Below are 26,371 nucleotides of genomic sequence, written 5' to 3' on the forward strand. Positions count from 1 at the left end.
TCTAGCCTCCTACCTTCTCTTCCCCTTTGTCTCCAAAGACCTTGTGATAGTCCTGGAGGTACTTCTTCTGTCGTGCATCGAGTGCCGCCGGAACGACGATCTCTACCGTCACCAGGAGATCACCGACGGCGTTCTTCTTCCTCGGGTTTGGCAACCCTCGGCCGCGAACCCTGAAGGTCTGACCTGAATGGGTACCCGCCGGGATCTTGAGCGTCACAGGGCCAGTCAACGAGGGTGCGCTCACCGTACCCCCAAGGGCAGCGTCAGCGAAGCTGATCGCAACCTTGGTGGTCAGATCGGCTCCCTTGCGACCAAAACGAGGATCTGGATCGACATGAACCTTCACCAGGAGGTCCCCTGAGGGACCCCCACTCTTACCAGGGGCACCCTTGCCGCGAACCCGAATCGTCTGTTCTGGCTCCACCCCAGCCGGGATGCGAACCTTCACAGTGCGAGCACGGTGTTCAGTTCCTGTTCCCTTGCAGGCGGTGCAGGCCTGTTCGATAATGAGTCCTCGACCATGACACGCTGGGCAGGGCTGAGAGAAGGAGAAGAATCCCTGGTTATCAGAGACCGATCCCGATCCGTTGCACCGGGCACAGACCTTTGGTACCGTTCCAGGGGCCGCTCCAGTTCCATTGCACACAGAACATGAGGTCTCCCCGATCACCAGCACCGAGGCGGTCGCTCCTGCAGCAGCGTCAGCAAAGCTGAGGCGAACCTCGGCGCTCTGGTCCTCTCCACGCTTGGGCCCACTCGTTCGTTTCCCTCGATTGAAGAGGTTCCCGATCAGATCACCAAGATCCTCCGAGTGCACATTGAAGTTTCCGTTCCCTCCAGCGTTAGAACCCATACCACCAAGGCCAGAGGCCATCGGGCCCATTCGGCGGACCTCGTCGTACTCCTTGCGCTTGGTCGCATCACCGAGCACGTCGTAGGCGGCCGAGACCTCCTTGAACTGCTCCTCATGGCCAGCATTCGAGTCAGGATGGTACTTACGAGCAAGCGCTCGGTATGCCTTGGTTATCTCCTTGTCAGTCGCTGTCGACGGAACTCCGAGGACCTTATAGTAGTCCTTCTCGAACCACTCGCGCTGTGGTGGCATTCGTTACCTCCATCTCTCACGAACCGGTGACCTTCACCATCGCGGGCCGCAAGGTCTGTCCATTCCAGCGATAGCCAACACGGAATACCTCACTCACCGTCGGTTCACCGTCTCCTTCATCGTGGGCAACCGCCTCCGCCTCTTCAGGGTTGAAGCGCTTGCCGAGAGGCTCGATCACCTCTAAACCCTCTTTGGCGAGCACCTCCAAGAAGGAGGCGCTGATCTGGGAGAGCACCGAGGCGACCTCATCCGATCCTGACTCCGAGGTTGCATGAGCGAGCGCGAGCGTCAAGGTGTCAAGTGCTGGGAGCAGCTTGGTCACCAATGCTCGAGACCCTGCGGCCCCAAGCTCACTCTGTTGTCTCGCGACGCGCTTCTTATAGTTCTCAAAGTCAGCTTGAAGACGCTGCAGTGCCTCGAGGTAGGAGTCTCGTTCACGCTCTGCATCGGCGAGGGGATCGTTGATCTCTGGCTCAAAGTCGAGTGCATCGAGATCGAACTCACCCTCGGTCTCATCGCCACGAATGGAGGGGTCCTCATCAGCGTTGGCATCTAGCCCCTCATCAGAAGGGTTGACCTTGGCTCCTTGATCATCCGCCGGGGTGTATTCACCCGTCCTGCTCGTCGCATCCGAGCGCTCATCCCCAGAGGAGGACGCCTCTCCATCGAAAGGCGTCTCCTCCTTGGCTCTGTCGTGCCCTTGGCCACCATGGTGCTCGTTGGCACCCTGAGAACCGTGAGCACGGTGGGGCTCATGAGTACTCTCGTGTTCTTCGTCGAATCTCTCATCGGCCACGCGCATCACTCCTTGGGTTCGTCGACGATCTCAGCATCGACGACATCGTCGTCGCTACCACTTCCGCCATCGGCATCACTCGGCCCAGCGGTGCCATCCCCGGCTCCGCTGGCAGAAGCCTGACGCGAGGCCTCCTCATAGAGTCGCTGAGTGAATCCCTGAGAAGCCGACATCAGCGCGTCCGTCGCTGACTTGATCGCCGCAATATCGGTGCCGTCAAGCGAGTGCTTGACCTCGTTGAGGGCTTCGGTCACCTTGTCCCGCTCCGGACCCTCAAGCTTGTCACCCTGTTCGGTGAGGAGCTTCTCGGTCTGATAGACGAGCGTGTCGGCGTTGTTGCGAACCTCTGCCTCCTCTTTACGCTGCTTATCCTCGGCGACATGGGCCTCTGCATCGCGCATCATCTGGTCGATCTCCTCCTTGGAGAGTGCGGTCGTGCCGGTGATGGTGATGGATTGTTCCTTATTGGTCGCACGATCCTTGGCCGAGACATGAACGATACCGTTCGCGTCGATGTCAAAGGTCACCTCGATCTGGGGGATACCCCGAGGCGCCGGCGGAATTCCAACGAGTTGGAAACGGCCAAGCGTCTTGTTATAGGAAGCCATATCGCGCTCACCCTGGAGCACATGGATCTCCACCGAGGGCTGATTGTCATCAGCAGTCGTGAAGACCTCGGTCCGCTTCGTCGGGATGGTGGTGTTGCGTTCAATGAGCTTGGTCATGACGCCACCTTTGGTCTCAATACCGAGCGACAGTGGGGTCACGTCGAGGAGCAGCACATCCTTGACCTCGCCCTTCAACACACCAGCCTGGATCGCAGCACCAACGGCGACGACCTCATCTGGGTTCACACCACGGTGTGGCTCCTTGCCGGTCATCTGCTGGACGAGATCCTGGATCGCTGGCATACGGGTTGATCCTCCAACGAGCACCACGTGATCGACCTTACCGACGGTGAGGCCAGCATCCTTGATCGCCTGCTCGAAGGGGCCCTTGCAGGCCTGAACGAGGTCTGCGGTGAGCTCCTGGAAGCGCGAACGGGTCAGCTTCATCTCAAGGTGCTTTGGCCCCTCTGACGTTGCGGAGATGAAGGGGATGTTAATCGTCGTCTCCAACGAGGCCGAGAGCTCAATCTTGGCCTTCTCGGCCGACTCCTTGAGCCGCTGCATCGCCATCTTGTCGGCGCCGAGGTCAACACCTTCGTTGTCCTTGAAGGACTTGATCATCCAGTCGATGATCCGCTGATCCCAGTCGTCACCACCGAGTTGGGTGTTACCAGCGGTGGACTTGACCTCGAAGACGCCGTCACCGATCTCAAGGACCGAGACGTCAAAGGTACCACCACCGAGGTCGAAGACGAGCACCGTCTGATCCTCGGTCTCCTTGTCGAGGCCGTAGGCGAGTGCGGCAGCCGTCGGCTCGTTGATGATGCGAAGCACCTCGAGTCCCGCGATCTGTCCGGCCTCTTTGGTGGCGGTGCGCTGTGCATCGTCGAAGTAAGCCGGGACGGTGATAACCGCCTGGTTGACCGTGTCGCCGAGATAGGCCTCCGCGTCTCTCTTGAGCTTGGAGAGGATACGTGAACTGATCTCCTGTGGGGTGTACTTCTTACCATCGATATCGATGGTCCAGTCCGTGCCCATGTGGCGCTTGACCGACCGGATTGTCCGATCAGGGTTGGTGATCGCCTGCCGCTTAGCGACCTCACCGACGAGTACCTCGCCGGTCTTTGAGAATGCGACAATCGAAGGTGTGGTTCGCCCACCCTCCGAGTTCGGGATGACGGTAGGGTCACCTCCTTCGAGAACCGAGACGACGGAGTTCGTCGTTCCAAGATCGATGCCTACTGCTTTGGCCACTCGAGCCTCCTTATTAGCTGTTACCAAATACTTGAGTGTAAGTATATCAAGTTTTACTACATCCTACCCATCAGCTTTATTCCAAAACCTTGAAGAAAGGTCTTTAGTCCCCTCGCGACCCGCACAGAACCGGGACTGGCCCTGCTCAGAACCCAGCCGCTTGGGATGATCGACCCTCAAAGACCCCCGGCGGAGCCTCTCTGAAAAGTACCGCGGAGCCTCTCTGAAAAGTACGGCGGAGCCTCTCTCGAACGCATGATGGTGCGCCCTGGCAAGGCCCAGATCCACCCCCACGCCCTTGGATAGCGCATTCGCATGGTGGAAAGATAACATGAGGACAGCTGAAGAGCCAGTTCGCACCTGGCTCTAGATGGCCATCACCGAGGCCCGATCCACTGAACCCCCGACGAGAACAGGCGGGTCCCTCCTATCCTCCAACAATGGCCGGTGTCAACGGCGTTACCTATTGCCTGGGTTCCGGTATTGGCAGGGCCAAGAGACGCGCGATGCTGGGACAGCCCTCGCAAAAGAGGCATGCGCAGCGCAAGAGCATCGTACTGATCTGCCATGTTTTGCCAAGAGTCGGCGGTAGCCTCACCTAGGCCGGCAAGTGATGACCTCTCATGACGGAGTCATCCCGAAGAGAAGCTTCGTGACCGCGAGCCTCTCATACACAACGACATCGCCACGCCGCTACCGTCAACACGCTGACGATAGTGTCAACACCTGAGCAGAGTTCATGCCCGGGACACGCCATGGCCCGGATGTTCCGAGTAACCCAAGTAATATGGTGCGACCGACGAAGTCCAGTCGCGGGCACAGACCCAATCAACATCCAAGTTCAGTGGTTACGAACATCACCCCATAAACGCACATCACCCCATAAAATAGCAAGATCTTCGTCGCGACTTTCTGTATTTCGGCTAACATACGACCGATGAGAGGCACAGATCAACAGGGACGTAACCGGGTACCAGCGGGAACCGCGCGTTCTCCGAGCATCCGAATCTGGCTCGTCACGATGGTGGTTCTCTCGCTCATCCTCACAGCCTGTGGCACCAACTCCGCGGCTCAACTCAACCCGACACATGCCAAGGAGTTGCTCACCAAGGCCTACCATGACACGATCGCAACGGGTGGCTATACGGTTGGCGCTACGATTCACGAGACGCTGGGGCGAGAGACGTTGAAGAACACTCGACTATCAGGTCTCGTAACCACCGACCCACCTGCCGCGCAACTCGAGCTGCCAACGTCACACGGTAGAACGCAAGAACAACTCACTATCGGTGACACCCAGTACGTGCCGGCCCCGTCCACGCCGCACTCCGACCGTGTGAACCAGTGGCTCGCCTTCGCTATACCACCACAAGCATCGCTCGCCAACCCCAGCACCTTGAACTCCACGAGCACGCTCGCCCCCTTGCCGTTCCTCATCAACCCCGCCATCGGTCAGATCCACGAGGTTGGCCAAGCACAGGTGAACGGCACCCCCACCATTGAGGTCCAAACTCAGGTGCAAGAACAACTAGAGCAGCCACCCCCAGTACCGAGCAGTGGATACTCCATCGGGCCTCCCATCACGACGGTACTCACCCATGTCATCCTCTCGATCTGGGTCACCCGAGGTGCAAAGCCACTTATCAAGCGGCTCGAGACCACCCAACAGGCGACACCATATCACGAGAAGCTCACCACAACCACCATCACGACACTCTCTGGCTATGGAACAAAACTCTCCATCACCCCACCACCGATCGCATCAGTGATCACCCTGTCCTCTATCATCGGATCGTCAAACGCTCAAGGACAAACTCTAACAGCGCTCCAAGCAGGAGCCCCGCTCGCTCCGAACCCAATCCTCACCCCGATGAAGACCTATACCAATGCCATCCCGGTGGAAGAGATCAGTACAGTCAATAATCAGGCGCTCGTCCTTGATGAGGAGACCGGTCAAGGGAGCGAGTTGGTCCGGTTTGATCCAGCAAACGGTGCCGTCGAAGCCCACGCACGGCTCCCCGTTATCGAGGCGACAACCTACGCAGACGGGGAGCTTTGGGTATTGGCCTCTCCACCCAGTCAAAAGAACGCCTCCATCATCGAGGTGCTCAATCCTGACACGCTTACGATGCTCTATCAACGCACCCTCTCCGTAACGCCCAACCTCGCGGCGGACGCCGCCTCTATCGCGGTGGTTGGCAAGAGAGTCTGGATCTCCACCACGACGGGTATCGTTGGGCTAGACGCTGATCTGCGCCACCCGACTTCCATCACCATCGCGCGCCCTGCGACGCTGTCGATTGAGGTCGCAGGCTCTGTCAATGGCAGCGTTTTGTTGACGTCGCTCTGTGGAGATGGAGGTTCCGCCGTCACGGTCCAGGTGCGAAACCCAATCACTGGCGACCTCGTCTCCTCCTTCAAGACCGGGTTGGGGGGAATCGGCGGTGCTGCCATGACCCCTATCACCAACCGTGTCTGGCTCCGTGTTGCCACCGGGATGCTGGGAACCCTTGGCTTTGTCAACCTCACACCAGGTAACCCTCCAACCCTGTTGCCAGGCAGACCGCTCAAAAACGAGACCGGAATCCATGATCCTCCGTTCCCAAATACGCTTCGAGTCAGCGTCGCCGGTTCCACGGTGTTCGCCTACGACCCCGATAACAACGTCCTCGAGTGCCGCAACGCAGAGACCGGGTCGCTGCTCGCCGTGACTCGCAGCCTCGAAGGTGTCACCACGATCACGAGTCTCACCCACGATGAGATCGCGGTCACCCTTGGCAATGGTGAACTCACCTTCGCGAGGATCAGTCCAACCTGTCTCGGTTAACTGATGCCTGACTCAGAGGTTCAGGTTGCCTGCAGGGGACAATGTTCGTTAGGCTTGAAATCTATGGCTACCCTGATCCTCCTCCGTCACGGACAGAGCACGTATAACCAAGAGAACCGTTTCACCGGTTGGGTCGACGTTGACCTCACTGAGACCGGATACCAAGAGGCCAAGAAGGCTGGTGAACTGCTGCGTAACGCTGGACTCCTACCTGACATTGTCTTGACCTCGGTGCTGAAGCGCTCGATCTACACGACTGATGAGGTCCTCAAGGTCCTTGATCGAGCATGGGTACCCGTCGAGAAGAGCTGGCGGCTCAACGAGCGCCACTACGGGGGACTCGCTGGACTCAACAAGGCCGAGACGGCCGAACGCTTTGGAGCAGAGCAGGTCAAGATCTGGCGGAGGAGTTACGATGTCAGGCCACCGGAGACCTCCGAAGAGGAGCACCGACACTTTATGAGCGATCCGCGCTACCGAGGCCTCAAAGCGACCGACGTTCCCTACACCGAGGCCCTCGCCGACGTACTGGTGCGCGTCATGCCCTACTGGGAGGAGCACATGGTCCCACTTCTCCGGGAGGACCAGGTAGTACTCGTTAGCGCCCATGGCAACTCTTTGCGAGCCATGGTCAAGTTCCTAGAATCCATCCCGGACGATGAGATCGTCGGTTACGAGATCGCCAATGGCGAGCCCATCGTCTATGAACTCGACGGCGAACTCCACGTAGCCTCAAAGACCGTCCTCTGACTCCACAGACCTACCACCTCGGAGCGCAGGGATCGGATCGCCCGGCAGGTAAGCGACTCTGATCGAAGCCGCTCTCCCTTCAGAGGATGTAATAGACCCATTTGTGACCACTGCAACAGAGTTTCCTCGCTGACGGCGACGGTGGATTGGTGTCTGGGCTCAACCGGGGCATCTCATTTCGCCTCGCCTCTGTACGACCCCATTCACAAAGCTGACCAGACGGCAAGGCCCGGGCTTGCCCTACGCCGTCACCGGTATCGCCTCGACGATGACGTTGTCGGCATAGGAGCCACCCACACCAGGGACCTCAGTAAAGGGGCCACCACAGGTGACAAGGGCGAGGGTTGGTGGACCCTGGTTGGTAAAGAGCTGAGGGTGAGCCACGGTGTTGGGAGAGAGGGTTGGTTTGGTGGTGATCTGCCAGGTGGTCTCGTGTCCTTGCCAGTTGAGGATCACAGCGATGCCAAGGCTAGCGATACCGATGCCGATGGGGAGGGCATTAGTGGTGTTGGTTGGAGCATTCGGGGGACCAGTGACCAGTTTGACTGGGGCGGGGGAGGTGGATGAGGACTTGGTGGTGGGTGTCACCGTCGTTGGCTTGGTGGTGATCACCTTTGGTGCTGTAGTTGGAACCGAGACCGGGATAGTGAGACTCGAAGAGTTACTCGTCACCGCCGTACCCGCTGGATCGGTTGCCGTAGCAGATGCGGCATCGCTCACCTTACCGTTGGTGATGTCGGTGCTGGTGACCGTGTAGGTACCAGTACAGGTAACACTCGCACCAGCTGCCAACGATGTGACCGGGCAGGAGATCGGACCTGTCAGAGCCTCACCGGGGACCGACTGGGTATCGGCGACAGAGAGGTTGTTCAAGGTAGTGTTGCCGGTGTTAGTCACATCAAAGTCATAGGTAACACTCTGTCCCGCCTTCGTGATGGGATTCGGGGATCCAGGAGCCTCGATCTTGGTGAGGGAGAGGGATGGATTCGAGGGAGTGATCACAGCTGGGGTGGGGGCCACTAGGGCAGGCGGAATCTCCACTCCAAAGGCAACGCCTTGCTCTTGGCCATCACTAGTTATAGAATCGGTGGCGGTAACCGTGGTTGGATTATTCGTGGCGAGCACGAGATCGCCAACAGCGCCTGAAGTTGAACCGACGCAAGTAACGATCCCGGTACCAATTCCCAGATTCGTCTCCGCTTGGGTCTCACTGATCGGAGTCGTCGTGGAATTGCCGCTACTTCCCCCACAGGTATTGAGGAATGATAATGACGACTCACTCGACGTGGAGCCGTCTGGATCGGACAAAGGCTCGACCATCCCATTGACTGCAGCCCACGAATTCGACGACGTGAATTGGACTGACTCACCGCTGTTGGTGCTCTCGCCATCGGCGGCAACCAGAGTGAAGGAAGGAATTGCGATTCCGGCGGAGGTGCTAAGACTCATGTTCGCTAGCGTGAAGCTCCAGCTGGCTGGGTAATACATAGACGAACCTCCGATGCCCTCTTGCTGAGAGTAGAGAATGTATTCTCCAGTGGAGGGAAGTCCAGTATACGCATCACGTCCAAAGGCAGCGTTGGACCAGGAGACCGGCGACGTGACCGCCTGTACGAGCGGCGGAGGACTTGAATCGCTCTCAGCGAAGTTGTAGGTCAAATCAAAGGAGAAGATGTCGCCGTTTGGAAGAACTTCCTGGTAGGGAACCGACTCCCCGGGAGTCGCCTTGATACTCCCCGCGGTCAAGTCAGGTCCATTCAATACTGCGGACGGGGCCTCTGAGTTCTCAGAGGGCACAGGTGCAGAATAATTGCCGTAATCGAACCAGCAGATGTTGCTTGCATCAGGCCCATCGGTAGCAACGCCGCAGTCTTGCGATATCGGGCTCGTTGGCGATGTCAGTGTGCTCGTCACTAGCTGGGTTGGCGAGCCGCTAGCACCTGCAACCAGAACCCCAGCCGCAAGGGTCAGCGACGAGAGAGCGAGACCCCAGTGGGATCGGACTCCGCGCCTCCGATGTTGTGCCTTTCCCATAGCGCCATCCCTTCTCGTTTGTTGCCCACAAGAACCAATCTGTCCCTGTTGAACTCCACTAATTTCCCACTGTACCGCATTGAGCGGGTTGGCGAACACTTTTTTCTAGATTTTTGGATACACCGCTAAAGTTTTTGCTGGTTTGTGACCGATAACAACGCAATCAGCGCCCGATCCCACTGGATATCGGTGTCAGAAGACCATGTCCTGAACCAAATATTTTGATCGATTAGTTGTAGCCAGTCGCCTACAGAACGGGTTTCATCACCATTATCTTTCGAGCTACCTTGATGACCCTGGTCATCGCTTGCCTCCCCAAGGAGTCGTCAGCAACTCTGCGCACATCCCCGATCTTGACGAGCTCCGTTCACTCGCGTTCCGCGGATCCGGTGGGTGACATTGGCGTGAGTGCATGGCGTTAGCCTAAATTTTGCGTGGCTGAAACCAAAAGAAGACGCACGCCTTCACTCATCTGCTGGCTACAACAAACGCATCGGGGATGCAACCACCGCGACCTCAACAGCGAGGTAACCTTATGACCCGTCTCTATCGCTTCTTTGGGACGGAGCTCCACCATGGCAGCTCACTCTACGAGTTACTAGTCGGTCTAGATGCGACACCCATTGTGGCGGAGTCAACACAACAACACGCTGGACCACCGGTCGCCGACTAGTCTATCAACATTAAAGCAACCTTCAAGGAGTCATTGATGAAGCGTACAATTCGATTTGCTGGGGTCGCAGTCGCTGCTGGGGCCTTGCTCGCAGCCTGCGGTTCCACGAGCTCGAGTTCAACTTCGAGTTCGTCGTCGACCCAGCCGATCAAGGGCGGCACCGCCTACTTCGCAGAGCAGCCCGGCGCCTCCCCCAACTACATCTTTCCTCTCACGCCGAGCGGGGAGTTCTCCGTCAACAACCTCGCCCAGTTTCAGGTACTCATGTACCGACCGCTCTATTACTTCGGGAACGGTAACGACGCGTCGATCAACTACAACCTCTCCATTGGTAACCAACCAGTCTTCTCCAATGGAGACAAGACGGTGACGATTACTCTCAAACATTACGAGTGGTCGAACGGTACACCAGTCACCTCGCGCGATGTCATCTTCTTTATGAATCTGTTGAAGGCAGAGAAGGCGAACTGGGGTGCCTACGTGCCTGGAGCCTTCCCTGATAACGTAGTCTCAACCACCGCGCCAAACGCCACCACCGTTGTCTTCCAGCTCAACAAGGCCTATAACCCGACCTGGTTCACCTACAACGAGCTCTCCCAGATCACTCCATTCCCGATGGCCTGGGATCGAACATCTCTGACTCAGCCCGCGCCCAACCCCAATGCCGCCAATCTCCCCGATACCACCGCGACTGGGGTCAAAGCGGTCTATTCGTTCTTAAACTCCCAAGCCGCTGATCTGTCCACCTATGCCACCAGCCCGATCTGGTCGATCGTTGATGGGCCGTGGAAACTCTCAAGCTTCACCACCGTTGGTAGAGCCGTCTTTGTACCGAACACCAAGTACTCCGGCCCGGACAAGCCAAAGCTCTCGGAGTTCGTGGAACTACCTTTCACCAGTGCATCCTCAGAGTTCAACGTACTTCGTGCCGGGAACAACGCGATCACCTACGGGTACATCCCGACCGAAGACCTCACGCAGAAGGCAACCGTCGAGTCACTTGGTTACAACATCAACCCATGGGTTGACCTAGGTTTTAACTTCTTCCCGATCAACCTCAACAACCCAACCTATGGACCGGTCTTCCAGCAGCTCTACTTCCGACAGGCGCTTGAGCACCTGATCGATCAGCCTGCCTGGATCACCCACTTCCTCGATGGCTATGGGGTCACAACCGCATCGCCGGTACCAACCGAACCGAGCAATACCTTTGCTGACGCTACCTCGAAGACGATCCAGTATCCGTATTCGACCTCTGCTGCAAAGAACCTGTTGACCTCCCATGGTTGGAAGGTCGTCAATGGCGTGATGACCTGCGAGAGTCCTGGAACGTCAGCGACCGAGTGTGGAGCGAACATTCCGCCGGGACGCAAGATGACCTTCAACATGATCTACGCATCGGGAGTCACCTCGCTCGCCCAAGAGATGACGGCGCTCTCCTCGGCTGCCAAGCAGATCGGAATCGTCCTCAATATCTCGGCACAGCCCTTCAACAGCGTCATCTCCGATCAGCCACACTGTACCGCCACTCAGTCGGATTGCACCTGGGAGATGGTGAACTGGGGCGGTGGCTGGGAGTACAGCCCGGATAACTATCCAACCGGTGGTGAACTCTTCGGCTCGGGACCTGGCCACACCGGTTTCAGCAACTACGCCAACAATCAGGCTAACCAACTGATCGACGCGACCCATACGGCCACCAACGCCCAGGGAGCCCTCGATGCCTATCAAAACTTCATGGACAAGACCCTGCCGGTGATCTATCAGCCCTATCCGGACTACGCGATCTCGGCAATCTCAAAGAAGCTCGGTGGCGTCACGCAGAACCCCTACCTCGATCTCGCACCTGAGACTTGGTACTTTACGAAATAGACCTCCACAGGGTCTTTGGATTCAGTTCAGACTACGGAGGGCGCCAATCACCGGCGCCCTTCGGCTATTGTCGTCACCCAACCAAGAAGGCAACAGAGCGAGTACACCAACTTGGCTTTCCTTTTCCCCGATGAGCACCCTTCACCAACCGATCAGTCGGTCCCTGGATAGTTACCACCGCCAATCGACACCCTACGAACACGAGCCGATCAGAGCTCCTCGCCAACCGGGCGCTGAACCTAGGCAGTCCTACAACGTACCGGCTTGTTGTTCGGAATCGGAGTCGGCCAAAGAAGGCCGACGCTCGATCGCAGTCGTATCTGGTGGAATCCTGGTTAAGACCGCCCGCAAAATATGATTCTCGCTTCCCGCCGAGAAAGAGTCTCTGGAACCCTTGGTTGACAGATGATTAGGTCTTTCTAGGACCCGGTCGGCTCAGCCATCGCCCTTCTGCCTCTCTGTGGTTCAGGCTGGAATGAAAATGCATAATCGGATGACGTTAGTGGAATTCCCTCAAACACAGAGATGGTCAGGCTAGCCGGGCTTTCAGCACATGCAGGGTCGAGGGGTGCTGTTACTGGTCAAGGAGTGATGTGACTACCGGCTTTTGCCCCCTTCGGCCTGTTCGAATGCTCGGAGAGACAGGGTTTCTAACTCCCTGACGAGTTGGGGGAGTTTTCGGTCGTTGTCGAACCACTCCTGGTAGTGGGCGAGCTGGTCCTCAGTGATCTTGCGGGTCACGGTCTTGCCACGAACGGTCCTTGTCCAGGTCAGATAGGGACCGTGTAAGACCGGCGGGTCATCTTGACAGTGGCAGCCGGCTTTGCCGCACGCAGTACTGCGCCACACCAGGCTGCCCGGTAAGGCAAAGCCACTCTCGCCCAGTGAGGACTCAATGCGCTCTCGTGCTCCAGGTTCTGCCATCATCTCCACCTTTGGGTAGCTACGTCTTTTACTCTTGAAGTGAATATGTCTCAAGAGTACAAACACAACCGTTACCGAGGAGAGCGCCGTGACCAGACGTCAGATCAACTACGGAGCACCAAGTGTGGAAAAGGCACTGGGAGCACTTCCGGTCATCGCCGAGTTCTGTCGACGACTCGACATCTGTGGAATCGTTGATAGGGCCAGCCCGGTACGCGATATCATCGCCTATGCCACTCACGGCCAGGTAATTGAGGCACTAGTGGCCAACCGACTGACCTCTCCTGCCCCGCTGGTCCATGTGGAGGACTGGGCCCGGGACTGGGCGGTCCAAGAGGTATTCGACCTTGACCCCAATGTCTTGAATGATGATCGCATTGGACGGGCTCTCGATGCCGTCGCTCCTCCAGTTGGCAGGCATCGTCGGTTCTATCGGTGCCAGTGCTATCGCTGAGTTCGGGATCGACGTGGCCCGCATCCACTGGGATATGACCTCGATCAGTCTCTATGGTGCCTACCGGTCACCCGACACCGACCACATCGAACCTCGTTTTGGTCACCCGAAGGATCGTCGTCCCGACTTATTACAGGTCCAGGCGGGTCTTGCGGTTAGTGCTGACGGAGGCATTCCGATCTGGCTCCGGGCCTATGACGGCGGGGCCGGTGAGGTTGTAAAGGCAAGTCCCAGCAATGGAGGCACTTGCCACGTTGGCTGGTGAGAGACGCTTCTTGATGGTCGGGGACTCCAAACTGGTGCCTTATCCGAACCTACGGGCGATGATCGAAGCGAATGTAACTTTCATCTCTCCAGCATCGAAGTCCTACGTCGGTGCCGATGTGCTTGCTCGCTGTGACCACGACAGCGCTTTCCCTGTCGACTACACAGCACAGCGCGATGCCAACAAATCGATCGAGGAGAGAGGATCCTGCCGAGTGTTAGAGGACACCATGGTTATAGGTGGCAAGAAGAAGTCCGATCCCGATCTGTGCCTACGTCGGGTGTTTGTGTACTCCAGCGCCCGGGCCGGCGCAGCACAAAGAGCCCGGGAGAAGAAGCTGGCACGGGCCCGTGGAGATCTCGAGCGCCTTGGTCGTGGGATCGGGGGACGGTACTACTAAAGCGAGAAGGAGTTGATCGAACGCATAGCGCTCATCACGCGAGAGCGCCGAGTCAAGGCCAGCTTGAGAACGATCGTCGGTACTGACCCGGTAACAGCCAAACCCACTTTGGAGTGGCACTTCGATGAGGCCGCTCTCTCCCACGGGGTCTCAACCGATGGATGGTACGCACTGCTCACCAACCTCGGGCCCGAGGTCAGCACTGCCGAGGTACTCCGCAACTACAAGGGCCAAGAGGCAGTGGAACGGCGCTACTCCAACTTCAAAGGACCGATCGCTGTTGCTCCCATGTTCTTGAAGAACAATCGCCGCATTGAGGCACTCATCAGTGTCATCTGTCTGGCGTTGCTTATCTTTAGCCTCGTCGAACGGGCGGTGTGTCTAGCCCTTGCCACTACGGCCAAACTCGCCGGCCTTTGGGCAGGGCAGCCAGCCAAGCCCACCGGACGACTCATCTTCATAGCACTCTCCCAATTACGGCTCATACCGGCAACCGCAACCAGCCCAGCCAAGATCCCAAGGCCACCGCCCCTCCAGGCCGACATCCTTTGCGCTACTCGGTGTCGATCCACGAAGACCTCGCTGAGGAGTCCCAGTTCACGAGGCGGGAGGGCTCGACCCTGCATGTGCTGTAAGCCCGGCTAGCCAAAGAGTCGATCGATCGTCTTGTAGACTAGTGTTCTTACTCAAGAGTGCAGCAAATTAGGCCAACACGTCGGAGAAAGCGGTAGGTCTGATCGAATGGATGCGCTTGCTATCGGAGAGATGGAAGGGGCGGGGAATGTCTCACCACCAAGAACTGAACCTGCACTTTGCCAACTCCGCATGCCTAACGCATAAGAGTGCATGCGTTCAGTGATAATCCAGTCCCCTATCCATTGAATGTTTGTGGTGGAGGTCCTGCTGGGGCCACATCACTCGCAGCAGCGCTCGTGCCGGCCGTTGTGTCATCAGACTGCGTGAATCCGAATGCACCTGGCAGACCATCGCTTGGATACCCCGTCGGCGTGAAAAGCCCGTCGCCGTTCGCCACTAAGTCGTAGTCGTTGGTTGCGTAGGAGTTCTGGTAAAAGACGTACTCTGACTCCATCCCAATCGAGTTCACAGACGCGCTTGTAAACTGTCCTCCAGCCGACACCTGCGGGAGGATCGAAAAGGCATTACAGGGCACCGACATGTAGCCAGGCGAGGGATTGATGGAACAAATATTATCAGCTGGTGCATCGGAAAACATCGGACTCTCCATAATCCACTCGGCAGATTCAGTGCCGGGAAAACCGCTGGAGACTGTACAGTTGATCGATGCTCCAAGCGACTCTTTGATCGAATAGCTCGCGTTTTGCGTTACGTCGGTAAGGGTCATCGTCCAGGTCTGTGATGCATTCTTCACAATAGACACCGACATGGTATCTCCAGGCTCTACGGTAACAGTGTTTCCGCTTGATGTCTTAAGAGAGACGTAGGTAGCTGGCGCTGGATTAGGTGACGGAGTGACCGTCTCGACCCATTGTTGCACCGGGGAGTTCGGGGAAACAAAATTCCCCCGCTTGGATAAGTTGCTGACTGCTCTCGCCGTCAACCTCGACCCACTCGGCGAGGGCACAGTAATGGTACGGCTCGATATCGGTGCAGATCGAATTTTGCGTCGAACTGAGAGTGGGTACGACGAACGTGCCACTCACTGATGTGATCGCATCTGATGCCGACGAGGCATTATCGACAAGCTCTGCCCAGTTCCCGGTGGCGCTCAAGTAGGCGGGAACTCACGGCGAGTAGGTGAGCGCGATAGGAACCGTGTTGACCAGCACGTCATTGTACTCGATATAGACACCCAGGCTGCTTGCTGACGCTGATAGTGTGCCTCCAATGACGCCAGACGAGCTGAGTGTCAATCCCGAGGGCCAAGTACCTGATTCTGCGTAGGTGTATCCCGTTCCTTCCCCCGAAGCGACTGCCAACTGGATATCGGGTGACGCACCAGACGTGTAGTCCTCGGTAGATAAAGTTGGATGCTTAAAACTGGCTTCGACGGCACTGAGTGCTGACCCTGACCCTGAAGACACCTCAATACGCTCGTAGGAGTCTCCTCTCATGCTACTCGCATCGAATTCAGTGCTATTGACCGTCAACACCCCACTTGAGCTAAGGTAATATAAGCTGGGTAGGCTAACTAAAGACCATGTGTAGCTTCCACTCCCGCCACTAGCCGTCAACTGGATACTCTGACCTGGATACATAGAGGATGGCAACGTTCCCATTGTTAAGGGGCTCGGCAGTGCAATCGAGATTGGAACATCCCCGAGTAGGTCTCCGTTGTAGGACAGTGCCACCTCAAGTCCGGTGGCTGCTGAGGCGATCGTTCCGCTCAGCGCTCCGCTGGACGATAAAGAGAGCCCAGAGGGCCAAGTACCTGATTCTGCGTAGGTGTATCCGCTGCCGTAAGAACTTGGGACCGAGACTTGCCCGCTCACACTATACGGCGAGCTAGAACCCGTGGCCGTGAACGATGAAGTCGTAAGACTAGGTGCTTGAGCTGTGACGTTGAGCACAATCGTAGTTACTTGGTAGCCGCTTTCAATTGTCACGGTGAAGCTTGTCGTCAACGATTGACTGCCAAGGAGATTAGAGACGTTAAGGCTTAGCTCGCCCGACGAGGAGAGATTCAACCAATCGGGCATACCAGCACTAGCACCCCATGAATAGCTTCCATCACCTCCACTGGCTGTGAGTTGCATGGTCTGTCCTGGTATGGTGTCGTAACTCGTGGTTGGAACCTGAATCGCAGGCTCGATCTGCTGTCGACCACCCCCTGTTGCACCGCCACCGCCACCCTGTGGCTCCTGAGGGGCCACAGGAACCTTAGGAGCGATGGGGACCAGTGGTTGTGAAGGCTGTGAATTTTGAAGCTTATTCGGGATCACAAATACCTTGCCATTGGGCGCAACTGGAACGTCTGGAACTTGAGGAGCTCCACCAATCGCCAAGACCTTACCGTTGCCAAGTACTGCGTAATAGCCAGAACCGTTTGGATTAACGACCAGGCTCGTCACCTTGGCTGGCAACGGGTTCTTGCCACCCGGTCCGGTGTAGCCAAGGTCGAGAACCGACCCAGGCGAAGGAGCACTACCCACGTTAAGAGTGCTACCGTCTTGCCCGACCAAGGCTATGCCGTTACCCGAAGGCGCGGCAACGGCTCCCATGATTGGGGCCGAAAGAGGTTTGCTTCCTCCGAGTCCGGTATAGCCAAGAGAATACGATGACCCCAAGAACGGCGCGGACCCAAAGTTGAACACCCCACCATCAGAGGCAACAAGCCAGTAACCAGTTCCCGATGGGTCAAGAACCATCGATGTGACAGGAGCATCCAGCGGTCTCTTACCTGTGAATCCGGTGACCCCATAGGTGTATGTGGAACCAAGGAACGGCGCGGACCCAAAGTTGAACACACCCCCATCAGAGGCAACAAGCCAGTAACCAGTTCCCGAGGGGTCGGCTGCGATCCCAACGATTGGAGCGTTGAGGGGCTTGGCTCCCGAGAGTCCGGTTAAACCGTCTGTGTAGGTGTCGCCGTAGTACTTAGCATCGCCATAAGCGAAGACGTGCCCCGAACGGGTTACGATCCAGTATCCTCCGCCGTCGGGTGTTGGAGTTGCGGCCACGACTGTGTGAGAGCCGGTCACGGAGCCATAGATCTGTGCTCCGTCCTCGCCGGTAACGGTCCCGGTTTGGGAGATCGCGATAATGCCTGGACCGGACGATGTAGCGCTTGCGGCTGAGCTTGTACTGGCAAACGCCGTCGCTGGCAGAGCCACGAGTGAGGCTACTGCTAGCGCTCCTCCTGCAACGAACGATAGTGGCTTCCTGATACGCATGATCCTCACCCTCCATGGAAAAGTAGTTGCGTGGTTGTTGAGTGTTCATCGGCAGACCTATGGTGCTCCTGAAAGAGAAGAAGCTGTTTAAGACTACCGATCGCCATCGGGGACAATCCAGAGCGTCTCGAGTCCGAATCTTGACGACCTCGTTCGACACCCCATCAAGCACACGACTTAATCCGTCGAGCGAACTGACTCTTCATCGACTGTTTACCTGACATCTTCTGCGGCGTTCGATCGTGGCAACATGGCGCTCCTACGTTATGGTTGTCGCGACAGATAGGTGCGGCCAGAGCCTAACAAGGGAGGTCAGAACGTATGAGTGAGGTGATCGACGGAGACTGGGACCCGTTCGCGGTCCAAGACCACTCCAAGTTTCAATGGTTCCACTGGAAGTCTATTTTTACAATCTCGATGGGCGTATTTGCCGACGGATACGACCTGTCGTCTATTGGAATCGTGCTGCCACTCGTCCTGGCCTCCTTCGGCGTGAAGTCCCTTGTGGGCATCGAGGCCTCGCTGCTCACAGCCTCAGCGCTGGGTGGTGCGGTGATCGGGTCACTCATCTTTGGGCTACTCGCCAACAAAGGGCGTAAACGCTTCTATGGTCTCGATGTTGGCCTGATGACGCTCGGAGCGGTCTTGCAGATCTTCGTCACTAACGTCCCAGAGCTGATCGCGGTTAGGTTGCTGTTGGGAATTGGAGTCGGTGCCGACTATGTCCTGTCCCCCATGATCATGGGAGAACACTCGAATGCCAAGGACCGCAGCAAGACCATGTCCTTTGGCTTTGGACTGATGTGGGGCTTTGGTGCCGTGCTTTCCGCATTCCTCTACTTCATCCTCCATGGTCTCGGCGTGGCACCGGACCTGATCTGGAGAGTCGTCCTCGGTTTCGGCGCGGTACCAACGCTCGCGGTCATCTATCTTCGGCGCAAAATGCCTGAAACGGCACGCTTCCTTGGGAGAATTAAAGGAGACGCAAAAGCTACTGCGTCCGTGGTCACCCAGGCCTCAAGTGTCCCCACGAACTCCGAGTCCTTTGAGGACTTGAAGGACCCTCACGGCTTTGGCTTCTACTTTCGTCGTGAGTGGCGGACCTTCCTTGGGGTTTGCCTGTTGTGGTTCCTCTTCGACATGGTTGCCTACTCAAGCATCCTCTTTGGCCCCTCGGTGATCGCCAAGCACATCGGTCTTGGCCCCGATACCTTCCAGTTCCTCATGGAGGGTGCATTTACCATTCCAGGGGCATCGTTGCTCTTCTGTTGATCGACAGAGCGGGTAGAAAGCCCCTGCAGTTGCTGGGATTCATCGGCATGGCTGGAGCCCTCATCTCGTATGGTTTGGTTACCGGCGGGGGAGCTCTGGCCGCTGCACCAGTACTGGCCTTTGTTCTCTATGGTTCGCAGAACTTCTTCTCGCAAGCTGGCCCAGGGTCAGTGAGTGCATCTGGGGTGCTTGGGGTCGAGCTCGCACCGACAAAGGTACGCGGAACGGTTCAAGCCCTCACCGTCGCCTCCGGTCGCCTTGGTGCAACCCTAACCGCCTTCGTCTTTCCCTTCCTGATTCGCGTCTACGGCGAGTCCTTCGCGGTGTACTTTCTCGCAGGTTTGGCGGTCCTAGCTGCGATCGTGACCGTGTGGGTGATGCCCGAGACCAAGCGAAGGAGCCTCGAGCAGTCATCAGGCGAGGCCAAGCTCATGGAGGAGGAGAGCCTGGTCGTGCAGCCGTAGCTGACTGGTAGACCCCTCAGGGTCGAGTGTTCCAAACTATCAACCGTCGATCGCTCCTCGCTCCCCTCGGCGAGGAGCGATCCGATTCATGACCGATAATGTTCCCCGACGACTCCCTTCACCTCTCGCACATCGTTCGCTTGGTCAATCGTCAACCAACAACCACACCTGGCCTCGGCAGCGAGGTGACCCGCCTAGGTGCAGAGATGCTGTCAATGCATGACACCATCTCTGAGACATTGGGAGCCATGAGAGATGAGACCTCAATCCCCAGAGGGCGTTTGATCGAAGAGATTCTGAGACAGGACCGGTCCGGCGTCAGTGTCGATGGTCGCTCCGTCGGGTCAGAACTGAGACTGAAGTGATCCCAGGGAGCTGGAGAGGTTGAAGGAGTTCAAGAACCGATCTGGGCTCCCGGTGGATGCCCTTTCTCCGACGTCCCTTCGTTGGCGGTGATCGCGACGGACGCGATCACGTCAATGGGAGCACTTCAGGACCCCACGCCTCGACCTCCGACACTGGAGGTTCCTCTCGATACCGCCACCGTGGCCCACAGTCTGGGAAACCCCGTCTTACTTAATTCGACAGTACCCCTTCGATCAGGACAGACATGCCGTTGAATGAATTCCTTGTTTTCCTATAGTTTGTCAACATTTGACTGCGACGACGCCACAATTGAACTGCACAGACAACCTCCAACAATCCAATCGATCTCTCGACCTCGCCCTTTGGGGTTTGCGAGATGTGGACCAACCGCCAAGCACCCCCTCCAAGACCAACGGGTATGAGCAACCGGGTCGTCTCCTGCCTGTGGCGGTATTCCACGGCCATCACCCCCGACACGATTGAGCTTGTCGGTCGGCACAATCACGATGTGGGTCATATTTCCTCGCACTCCGAGCTACGGAAACTCCACGCAAGACTCGCCTACCGCCTCTTCAGGTTGAGGCCCTCGTTACGTGCCGGAGGGAGAAGTGAGCGGACACCCCCAACCACCGGCTGGCTGACTCATGATGATTAATGCTGGCTTCGACGGCATCGTTGCCAGTGGACCCGGCCGCATCGACCATGTCGTGTTCACTGCCGAGTCCACTGTCGAGTCCATCGCGCCAATCCCCTCCGTTGGCTACCCTTCGGCCCAACTCACAGCACCGCATCTTGCCTCATCGCGTCTCGACTAGTAGGTGACGAGTGCAGCCGTCCTCGAGGCGCACCTCACTAGTCAGTCGTAATCGGCCGTGAGTCCTCAAGAGCCTTCTGATCCACAGTTTCAGCGCCAGCGGTCAGACTCAACCCCTCTGTCTGAGTCAGCTTCTGGCCCACCTTGGCAGCGAGCTTTGGTGCCGAGAGGATGATCGCCACGCCGATAAGAATCCATCCCCCGGAGACGACTGGGAACCAGGCTGATGCCCCCGTCGGATATGGAATGACGTTGCGATAGAGGGTGTAGACGATAAGGACACCCGCCAGAATCGGCAAGATGATCTCCCAGGTGGGGACAGAACCACGCTCCTTCACAAAGAGGAGAGTGAGGGCGCCAATCGTTGCCAAGAGATAGGCGAACAGGATGATGAGCGTGCCGATGGTGCCGAACCAGAGAAACTCATCAAAGGCGGTGGCGCCGAAAGCGAGGGCTGAGATCCAGGAGATCACCAGGATGACCCCGACGATGAGCGTCGCTGCGCGCAGTGGCGTCCCTGTCTTGGCGTTGACGACTCCGATGCCCTTCTCGCCGAAGGAGTCACGAGAGAGTGAGTAGGCCAAGCGAGAGGCACCCACTGTTGAGGCAAGGGAGCAACCGAAGGCTGACACCACCGTCCCAAGGGTGACCACGTTACCGAGCCAGGAGGCGACATACGTTGAGCCAAGCGTTCCAAGGAGTGAGCCGGTATTGGCGAAGGTAGTTAGTTGGTGTGCACTTGTTCCAAATCCCATGACCTCGACGGCGGTCACAAAGATGAAGTAGACGCCACCAAAGATCGCGGTGCCCACAATGGCTCGCGGAATGTCGCGCCGGGGGTGTTTTGATTCCTCGCCAAGCGTGGCAGAGGCCTCGAAGCCTGCAAAGGAGAGGAAACCAAAGACGACCCCCAAGAACAGGGCCGAGAAGCCGACAGTCTGGGATGGTTCAAAAACCGTCATGGTGAAGTGCTGACCTTGGGGACCATGGCCGACGATGAGCTTGACCAAGACGATCGCCGACAAGATGACGATGAGCGCGACGGTGGTGAGTTCAGTCCCCAGCAACACTCGGGTTCCGTTCTTCGCTGGTCGGATGGAGAGATACCACACACCAACTAGCTCGATCGCCGCCACCAAGAAGGGTGCCCAGGTCGGAGGCGAGGACCAGATCGACAGGCTCTGGAGGAGCGCGGTCAAGAAGATCGCCGATGCCATCGCGGTCAGGAGTCCGTAGAAGATATAGGTACCCATCAACGACCAACCTGCGATCACGCCAGCACGCGGACCGAGGGTCGCACCTACAAAACCATAGACCGAGCCAGAGTGATGAAACCGTTGGGTGAGCCGCGCAAAGACGTAGGCGATGAAGAGCACCCCGATCAGCGCTATCACAAAGGTCAACGGCACTGCCCGTCCTACCGTCCCCACCGAACCCTGTGGGTTGATGTTGGCAGCCATGGAAGGCGCCATTAACGCCACTGAGACACCGACCACCTGCCAGAGCGAGAGGCTCTTGGCGAGCTTTGGTCCTGACTGATCTGTCATATCCCCCTCCTTTTCTCACGATCCTTGACCCCCACGACATCCAACCTATGAATAGGATGGACCCATCAGGATCGAACCGCTGCGTAACAATGTTGTTGCGTAACAATGTTTTAGCACGTTCATTTGATTCATGTGACGTATTTTTGTTAACATTTAATTGCCAGCGCCAGAAGGGGGACAATGATGATCGAAGGACAGGCACCTCTGCTCGATGAGGGCAAGTTGCATGCCGCGGAGACCCGTCTGCGCAAACACGAGATCGACGCGATTGCACTGACCTACGTGGACAACGCCGGTATCGCTCGCGTCAAGGCCATTCCCGTCGAGCGATTGGACTCTGCGCTGCGCAACGGCGTTGGTATGTCGCCGGTCTTTGACGCTTTTCTCTTTAACGATGCGATCACGCAATCACGGTACTCCGGGGGACCAATGGGTGATCTCCGCCTCTTCCTCGATCTCGACTCACTCTCACCGATTCCGGCTATGCCTGGGTGGGCCTTTGGCGCCGTCGATCGCTTCGATCAGCTCCTGGCACCCCATCCCAACTGTTCACGCGGATTCCTCCGTCGTCAACTCTCTCACCTCAGCGAGCGAGAGATTTTGGTCAAGATGGGATTTGAGATCGAATGGGCCATCTCCAAGAGTGGTGATCAACACTTCGTGCCAGCGACCGATGGATCGGCGTATGGACTCACCCGCATCGTCGATGTCGCCGACTACTCACGAGCGCTCCTTATCAACCTACGCAACGCTGATCTTCTCATTGAACAGTTTCATCCCGAGTATGCCCCAGGCCAGTTCGAGGTCTCACTGCCAGCGATGCCTCCACTCGCCGCCGTCGATAGGCTCATCCTCGCCAAGACCATCATCAGAGCGACTGGCCGTGCCTTTGGACTCAGCACCTCCTTCGCTCCGGTCGTCGAGGTCAACGGTGTTGGCAACGGCGGCCACGTGCACCTGAGCGCAACCAAGGCCAATGTACCGATCTTTGGAGGCGGCACTGGACCAGGCAAGCTCACTCCAGCCGGTGTCGCGGCTCTGGCCACCCTGCTCGACTGGCTCCCAGGTCTCCTCGCGATCGGCGCACCCTCGCCAGCGAGCTACCTCCGGCTGGTGCCGAGCCACTGGGCAGGAGCCTTCCAGTGCTGGGGGATCGAGAACCGAGAGGCGGCACTGCGGCTGGTGGCTGAGTCAAAACTAGTAAGTGCCACCAACGCCAATCTCGAGGTCAAGTGTTTCGATCAGAGCGCCAACCCCTACCTCGTTGCCGGCGCCCTACTCGCAGGGTTGGCGACCAGCCTGGATGGTGGACCTCCGTTACCTGATCCGGTGGGTTCAGATCCCGTTGGGCTCCCCAACGCGATTCGACTTCCCCAATCACTCGATGAGTCGCTCGCCAAGCTCTGGACACTCAAGCCTCTGCTTGACGCGATGGGCCCAGAGCTCACCGAGGCCTTCACCGCGGTGCGCAAGGCCGAGCTCGCCCACTTCGAGTCGGCCACCCCCGAACAGATCGTCGCCGAGACACGGTGGGTCTACTGATGACCCAGAGCACCGTCGCCGAGGTCATTCGAGCACAAGTCGATTCACTCACCAAGTCAGAACGCAAGATCGCAAAACTTCTCCTTGAGGACTATCCCGTCTCCGGACTCGCTGGCATCCCCACGATCGCCGAAGCGGCTGGAGTCAGCGCGCCGACCATCGTCCGTTTTGTCACCAAACTCGGCTTCAAAAACATCGCCGAGATGCGCGAGCAACTCCAGAATGAGATCAGCACTCGTCTCGCCTCGCCGCTCGAGCGACTCGGACCCATCGAGGACCATGCCCCGATCACCCTGCTCGGCAGCTCTGAGGCGGAGCTCCTCGATGCGGTCACTCGGAGTTTTGTCTCAGTCAACCCCAACGAACTCGAACAGTTTCTCCAGTACCTCTGTGATCTCGACCGGGAGATTATCCCCATTGGAGGGCGCATCTCTCACGTGCTCGCCCAGCATCTCTCCTGGTCATTGCAGGTGCTCAGACCAAAGGTACGAGTCGCACGTTCATCGCCTGGCGAGCGGATCAACCTCCTTCTCGATGTCGATGATCGTTCGGTGGTGGTGGCCTTTGACTACCGGCGTTATTCGCCAGACACCATCCGTTTCGTCGAGGTCGCCAAGGCCGAGGGAGCCACCGTCCTCCTCGTGACCGACCCCTATCTCTCCCCTGCCGCCAAGAACGCCGATGTGGTGCTCACCTCGGCGATCAGCTCCTCAGGAGTCTTCGATGCCTTGACCCCCTCCTTCGCACTCGTTGAGGCACTCTTAAGCTTGATCGCGAAGCGTCTCGGCGGTCCAGCCACCGACCGCGTGGCCAAGTATGAGAAACTCACCGTACGGATCCTTGAGAACGACCGAAACATCATCGGCTCCTACCGTGGACAGGGATAACCAATATGCCAGCTGCACAACGCAAGGACTCAGAGCTCGCCGCAGCCATCGCTGCACTCCCCCTCGTCGATCACCACTGTCATAGCTTCTACTCCGCACCTCTTACCGATAGCCAGGTCGAGGACAACCTTACCGAATCACCCGACGCGCGCGCCGCGCGCACCTCAACCTTTGACTCCCACCTCGGACTCGCCGTGCTCCGCTGGGCTGGACCCTTGTTGGGGCATGAACCCCCCGTCACAGTTCAGTCCTATCTCGACGCACGACGATCGCTCACCCCAGGCGAGCTCGTCAACCGCTCGCTGACAGGTGCTGGGGTGAGCGATCTCCTCATCGACACCGGGTTCCATGCTGAGGATCTCATCCCATTGGCCGAGCTCGCGACCCTCAGTCCTGCAAACGTCTATGAGATTCTCCGTATCGAGGCCCATGCCGAGCGGCTGCTCGCCGAGGTCGGGTCTGCAGAGGCCTTTGTCGATGCCTGGCCTACCTTTCTCGCGAACCTTGATCCTGGGGTAGTAGGTCTCAAATCGGTAGCTGCGTACCGGTGCGGGCTCGACCTCATGGGCGAGTGCCCCTCGCGTTCCGAGATCCTCTTCGCGTTAGGTCACGAACTCACCCACGCCCCTCTTCGTCTCACCGATCCCACCGTCATCAGCTACCTCGTCATCACCGCCATCGAGACCACCCGGTTGCCGCTTCAGTTCCATGTCGGTATCGGTGATCCAGAGGTACGACTGGCGACAGGACGCCCCGGGCATCTTCAAGACCTGATCGAGTTTGCCAACCGGCTTGAGACACCGATCTGTCTCCTGCACTGCTACCCCTATCACCGCGAGGCCGCCCTCCTCGCACACGACTATCCCAACGTCTACCTTGATCTCGGGCTCGCACTCAATTTTGTTGGTCCACGGGCAACCGAAGTTCTGGCTGAGACGTTAGAGCTCGCCCCCTACGCCAAAGTGTTGTACTCCTCCGATGCATTTGGTCTCCCGGAGCTGAACTACCTCGGGGCCGTGCAGTTTCGAACCGCACTCACAAAGCTCCTTGGAGACTTAGTCGACCAACAATATCTGGTAGATCGTAGCGCCCTGCGCCTAGCGGAGTTGATGACCTCTGCTACCGCCAAGGAGTTATACCGACTCTAAATCTGGGCAACAGTCTCGAACCGACCAAGTTCAGCCACCATCTGCCGTTGACAGACAGAGTCATGATCACGTACCATCTCAGAGCCGACAAAGGAATACCCTCGAAGTACTAAGTGGACGTCTCTGATCATTGTCGGGGCGATGGTGGCGGGGTAGCTCGCGGCCTACGGATCGTGCCCTCCGCACGCCAGAGCTTTCGCGCCGGGATGGTGAAACGATCATTGGCACCTATGGCTGACTGACAAACACTGCGTCATAACAGAGTCCAGCTGCTTGGATAGGAATTTTCCCAAAACGGTACCGCGCCGACGACCTGAGACGCCTTTCGCAACAACGCAAAGTGACTGGCCACCATGGACGAGTTGAAGGAAGTTCCCGGGTTGGCTGCCGATGTCACGATGTTGTACAGACTGGTTGGGCTCGGAGAACACACGAGTTATTCGCATCGGGGACGCTGCTTGACCCTGGACGAGGTCGTTCGCTTTCACGTGTTTGAA

Annotated in this window: 21 protein-coding genes and 1 pseudogene; 13 read left to right on the forward strand and 9 right to left on the reverse strand. The window is 57.7% G+C overall.

Annotated features, from left to right (window positions below; translation table 11 throughout):
* Nucleotide 1 precedes the first annotated feature (1 nt).
* Genes dnaJ through dnaK form a run of 3 tightly spaced genes read right to left on the reverse strand, consistent with a single transcriptional unit; the run spans nt 2 to nt 3,763 of the window.
* Nucleotides 2-1,105: a molecular chaperone DnaJ gene (gene dnaJ / locus M7Q83_RS04890; protein WP_298335961.1), complete on the reverse strand. Its 1,104-nt coding sequence runs from the start codon at nt 1,103-1,105 to the stop codon at nt 2-4.
* 16 nt (nt 1,106-1,121) lie between these two features.
* Nucleotides 1,122-1,901: a nucleotide exchange factor GrpE gene (locus M7Q83_RS04895; RefSeq protein WP_298335963.1), complete on the reverse strand. Its 780-nt coding sequence runs from the start codon at nt 1,899-1,901 to the stop codon at nt 1,122-1,124.
* A gap of 5 nt (nt 1,902-1,906) precedes the next feature.
* Entirely contained in the window at nt 1,907-3,763 is a 1,857-nt protein-coding gene (gene dnaK / locus M7Q83_RS04900) for a molecular chaperone DnaK (protein ID WP_298335964.1), read from the reverse strand.
* A 937-nt stretch (nt 3,764-4,700) separates the two neighbouring features.
* Here dnaK and M7Q83_RS04905 point away from each other — a divergent pair.
* The gene (locus M7Q83_RS04905; protein ID WP_298335966.1) at nt 4,701-6,590 is read left to right on the forward strand and encodes a hypothetical protein; all 1,890 of its coding nucleotides are present in this window, start codon (nt 4,701-4,703) and stop codon (nt 6,588-6,590) included.
* A gap of 63 nt (nt 6,591-6,653) precedes the next feature.
* Nucleotides 6,654-7,340 carry a 2,3-diphosphoglycerate-dependent phosphoglycerate mutase gene (gene gpmA, locus M7Q83_RS04910; protein WP_298335968.1) on the forward strand — a complete coding sequence of 229 codons (687 nt, stop codon included), beginning with the start codon at nt 6,654-6,656 and terminating at the stop codon, nt 7,338-7,340.
* Nucleotides 7,341-7,580: 240 nt separating this feature from the next.
* Here gpmA and M7Q83_RS04915 read toward each other — a convergent pair whose 3' ends face one another.
* The gene (locus M7Q83_RS04915) at nt 7,581-9,374 is read right to left on the reverse strand and encodes a hypothetical protein (RefSeq protein ID WP_298335970.1); all 1,794 of its coding nucleotides are present in this window, start codon (nt 9,372-9,374) and stop codon (nt 7,581-7,583) included.
* 535 nt (nt 9,375-9,909) lie between these two features.
* Here M7Q83_RS04915 and M7Q83_RS04920 point away from each other — a divergent pair.
* Entirely contained in the window at nt 9,910-10,047 is a 138-nt protein-coding gene (locus tag M7Q83_RS04920; protein ID WP_298335972.1) for a hypothetical protein, read from the forward strand.
* A 36-nt stretch (nt 10,048-10,083) separates the two neighbouring features.
* Complete coding sequence (locus tag M7Q83_RS04925; RefSeq protein WP_298335974.1) at nt 10,084-11,919, forward strand: ABC transporter substrate-binding protein; 1,836 nt, start codon at nt 10,084-10,086, stop codon at nt 11,917-11,919.
* A 597-nt stretch (nt 11,920-12,516) separates the two neighbouring features.
* On the opposite strand, the gene M7Q83_RS04930 is transcribed toward M7Q83_RS04925, so the two are convergent.
* The gene (locus tag M7Q83_RS04930; RefSeq protein ID WP_298335976.1) at nt 12,517-12,843 is read right to left on the reverse strand and encodes a DUF6788 family protein; all 327 of its coding nucleotides are present in this window, start codon (nt 12,841-12,843) and stop codon (nt 12,517-12,519) included.
* 88 nt (nt 12,844-12,931) lie between these two features.
* Here M7Q83_RS04930 and M7Q83_RS04935 point away from each other — a divergent pair, with 88 nt between their 5' ends.
* The 4 genes from M7Q83_RS04935 to M7Q83_RS04950 are packed head-to-tail and all read left to right on the forward strand — an operon-like array spanning nt 12,932 to nt 14,607.
* Nucleotides 12,932-13,297: a DUF4277 domain-containing protein gene (locus M7Q83_RS04935; RefSeq protein WP_298335978.1), complete on the forward strand. Its 366-nt coding sequence runs from the start codon at nt 12,932-12,934 to the stop codon at nt 13,295-13,297.
* On the forward strand, nt 13,236-13,562 hold the full coding sequence (locus M7Q83_RS04940; RefSeq protein WP_298335980.1) for a hypothetical protein: 327 nt from the start codon (nt 13,236-13,238) through the stop codon (nt 13,560-13,562). The genes M7Q83_RS04935 and M7Q83_RS04940 overlap by 62 nt, the downstream gene beginning before the upstream one ends.
* Nucleotides 13,534-13,962, forward strand: a complete 429-nt coding sequence (locus M7Q83_RS04945) for a hypothetical protein (protein WP_298335982.1) — start codon at nt 13,534-13,536, stop codon at nt 13,960-13,962. Before M7Q83_RS04940 ends, M7Q83_RS04945 begins: the two co-directional genes overlap by 29 nt.
* 12 nt (nt 13,963-13,974) lie before the next feature.
* Nucleotides 13,975-14,607: a hypothetical protein gene (locus tag M7Q83_RS04950; protein ID WP_298335984.1), complete on the forward strand. Its 633-nt coding sequence runs from the start codon at nt 13,975-13,977 to the stop codon at nt 14,605-14,607.
* A 226-nt stretch (nt 14,608-14,833) separates the two neighbouring features.
* Here the strand turns inward: M7Q83_RS04950 and M7Q83_RS04955 are convergent, their stop codons facing one another.
* The 3 genes from M7Q83_RS04955 to M7Q83_RS04960 are packed head-to-tail and all read right to left on the reverse strand — an operon-like array spanning nt 14,834 to nt 17,834.
* Nucleotides 14,834-15,478 carry a G1 family glutamic endopeptidase gene (locus M7Q83_RS04955; RefSeq protein WP_298336171.1) on the reverse strand — a complete coding sequence of 215 codons (645 nt, stop codon included), beginning with the start codon at nt 15,476-15,478 and terminating at the stop codon, nt 14,834-14,836.
* Nucleotides 15,441-15,713, reverse strand: a complete 273-nt coding sequence (locus tag M7Q83_RS14210; protein ID WP_366526372.1) for a G1 family glutamic endopeptidase — start codon at nt 15,711-15,713, stop codon at nt 15,441-15,443. Before M7Q83_RS14210 ends, M7Q83_RS04955 begins: the two co-directional genes overlap by 38 nt.
* Before the next feature lie 12 nt (nt 15,714-15,725).
* Nucleotides 15,726-17,834, reverse strand: coding sequence for a hypothetical protein (locus tag M7Q83_RS04960; RefSeq protein WP_298335985.1), 2,109 nt, complete (start codon nt 17,832-17,834; stop codon nt 15,726-15,728).
* 321 nt (nt 17,835-18,155) lie between these two features.
* On the opposite strand from M7Q83_RS04960, the pseudogene M7Q83_RS04965 reads away from it, so the two are divergent.
* Together M7Q83_RS04965 and M7Q83_RS04975 are read left to right on the forward strand one after the other, a co-directional pair.
* Nucleotides 18,156-19,570, forward strand: a pseudogene (locus M7Q83_RS04965) (MFS transporter).
* Nucleotides 19,571-20,580: 1,010 nt separating this feature from the next.
* A complete protein-coding gene (locus tag M7Q83_RS04975) occupies nt 20,581-20,751 on the forward strand; it encodes a hypothetical protein (RefSeq protein WP_298335991.1) in 171 nt (56 codons plus the stop codon).
* Between the two features lie 37 nt (nt 20,752-20,788).
* On the opposite strand, the gene M7Q83_RS04980 is transcribed toward M7Q83_RS04975, so the two are convergent.
* The gene (locus M7Q83_RS04980; RefSeq protein WP_298335993.1) at nt 20,789-22,297 is read right to left on the reverse strand and encodes an APC family permease; all 1,509 of its coding nucleotides are present in this window, start codon (nt 22,295-22,297) and stop codon (nt 20,789-20,791) included.
* A 183-nt stretch (nt 22,298-22,480) separates the two neighbouring features.
* On the opposite strand from M7Q83_RS04980, the gene M7Q83_RS04985 reads away from it, so the two are divergent.
* From M7Q83_RS04985 to M7Q83_RS04995, 3 genes are read left to right on the forward strand one after another with little or no spacing between them, the layout of a single operon-like run.
* Entirely contained in the window at nt 22,481-23,839 is a 1,359-nt protein-coding gene (locus M7Q83_RS04985; protein WP_298335996.1) for a glutamine synthetase family protein, read from the forward strand.
* Nucleotides 23,839-24,726, forward strand: a complete 888-nt coding sequence (locus M7Q83_RS04990; RefSeq protein ID WP_298335998.1) for a MurR/RpiR family transcriptional regulator — start codon at nt 23,839-23,841, stop codon at nt 24,724-24,726. Before M7Q83_RS04985 ends, M7Q83_RS04990 begins: the two co-directional genes overlap by 1 nt.
* A gap of 5 nt (nt 24,727-24,731) precedes the next feature.
* Complete coding sequence (locus M7Q83_RS04995; RefSeq protein ID WP_298336000.1) at nt 24,732-25,874, forward strand: amidohydrolase family protein; 1,143 nt, start codon at nt 24,732-24,734, stop codon at nt 25,872-25,874.
* Nucleotides 25,875-26,371: the final 497 nt, after the last annotated feature.

This window comes from Ferrimicrobium sp., assembly GCF_027364955.1.
Classification (GTDB): domain Bacteria; phylum Actinomycetota; class Acidimicrobiia; order Acidimicrobiales; family Acidimicrobiaceae; genus Ferrimicrobium.

Coding starts and splice junctions, on each gene's coding strand:
- M7Q83_RS04985 (WP_298335996.1), top strand. CDS start 22,481: ATGATCGAAGGACAGGCACCTCTGCTCGATGAGGGCAAGTTGCATGCC.
- M7Q83_RS04930 (WP_298335976.1), bottom strand. CDS start 12,843: ATGGCAGAACCTGGAGCACGAGAGCGCATTGAGTCCTCACTGGGCGAG.
- M7Q83_RS04920 (WP_298335972.1), top strand. CDS start 9,910: ATGACCCGTCTCTATCGCTTCTTTGGGACGGAGCTCCACCATGGCAGC.
- M7Q83_RS04990 (WP_298335998.1), top strand. CDS start 23,839: ATGACCCAGAGCACCGTCGCCGAGGTCATTCGAGCACAAGTCGATTCA.
- M7Q83_RS04905 (WP_298335966.1), top strand. CDS start 4,701: ATGAGAGGCACAGATCAACAGGGACGTAACCGGGTACCAGCGGGAACC.
- M7Q83_RS04980 (WP_298335993.1), bottom strand. CDS start 22,297: ATGACAGATCAGTCAGGACCAAAGCTCGCCAAGAGCCTCTCGCTCTGG.
- M7Q83_RS04960 (WP_298335985.1), bottom strand. CDS start 17,834: ATGCGTATCAGGAAGCCACTATCGTTCGTTGCAGGAGGAGCGCTAGCA.
- M7Q83_RS04915 (WP_298335970.1), bottom strand. CDS start 9,374: ATGGGAAAGGCACAACATCGGAGGCGCGGAGTCCGATCCCACTGGGGT.
- M7Q83_RS04925 (WP_298335974.1), top strand. CDS start 10,084: ATGAAGCGTACAATTCGATTTGCTGGGGTCGCAGTCGCTGCTGGGGCC.
- M7Q83_RS04940 (WP_298335980.1), top strand. CDS start 13,236: ATGCCGTCGCTCCTCCAGTTGGCAGGCATCGTCGGTTCTATCGGTGCC.
- M7Q83_RS04995 (WP_298336000.1), top strand. CDS start 24,732: ATGCCAGCTGCACAACGCAAGGACTCAGAGCTCGCCGCAGCCATCGCT.
- M7Q83_RS04975 (WP_298335991.1), top strand. CDS start 20,581: ATGATGATTAATGCTGGCTTCGACGGCATCGTTGCCAGTGGACCCGGC.
- gpmA (WP_298335968.1), top strand. CDS start 6,654: ATGGCTACCCTGATCCTCCTCCGTCACGGACAGAGCACGTATAACCAA.
- dnaJ (WP_298335961.1), bottom strand. CDS start 1,105: ATGCCACCACAGCGCGAGTGGTTCGAGAAGGACTACTATAAGGTCCTC.
- M7Q83_RS04945 (WP_298335982.1), top strand. CDS start 13,534: ATGGAGGCACTTGCCACGTTGGCTGGTGAGAGACGCTTCTTGATGGTC.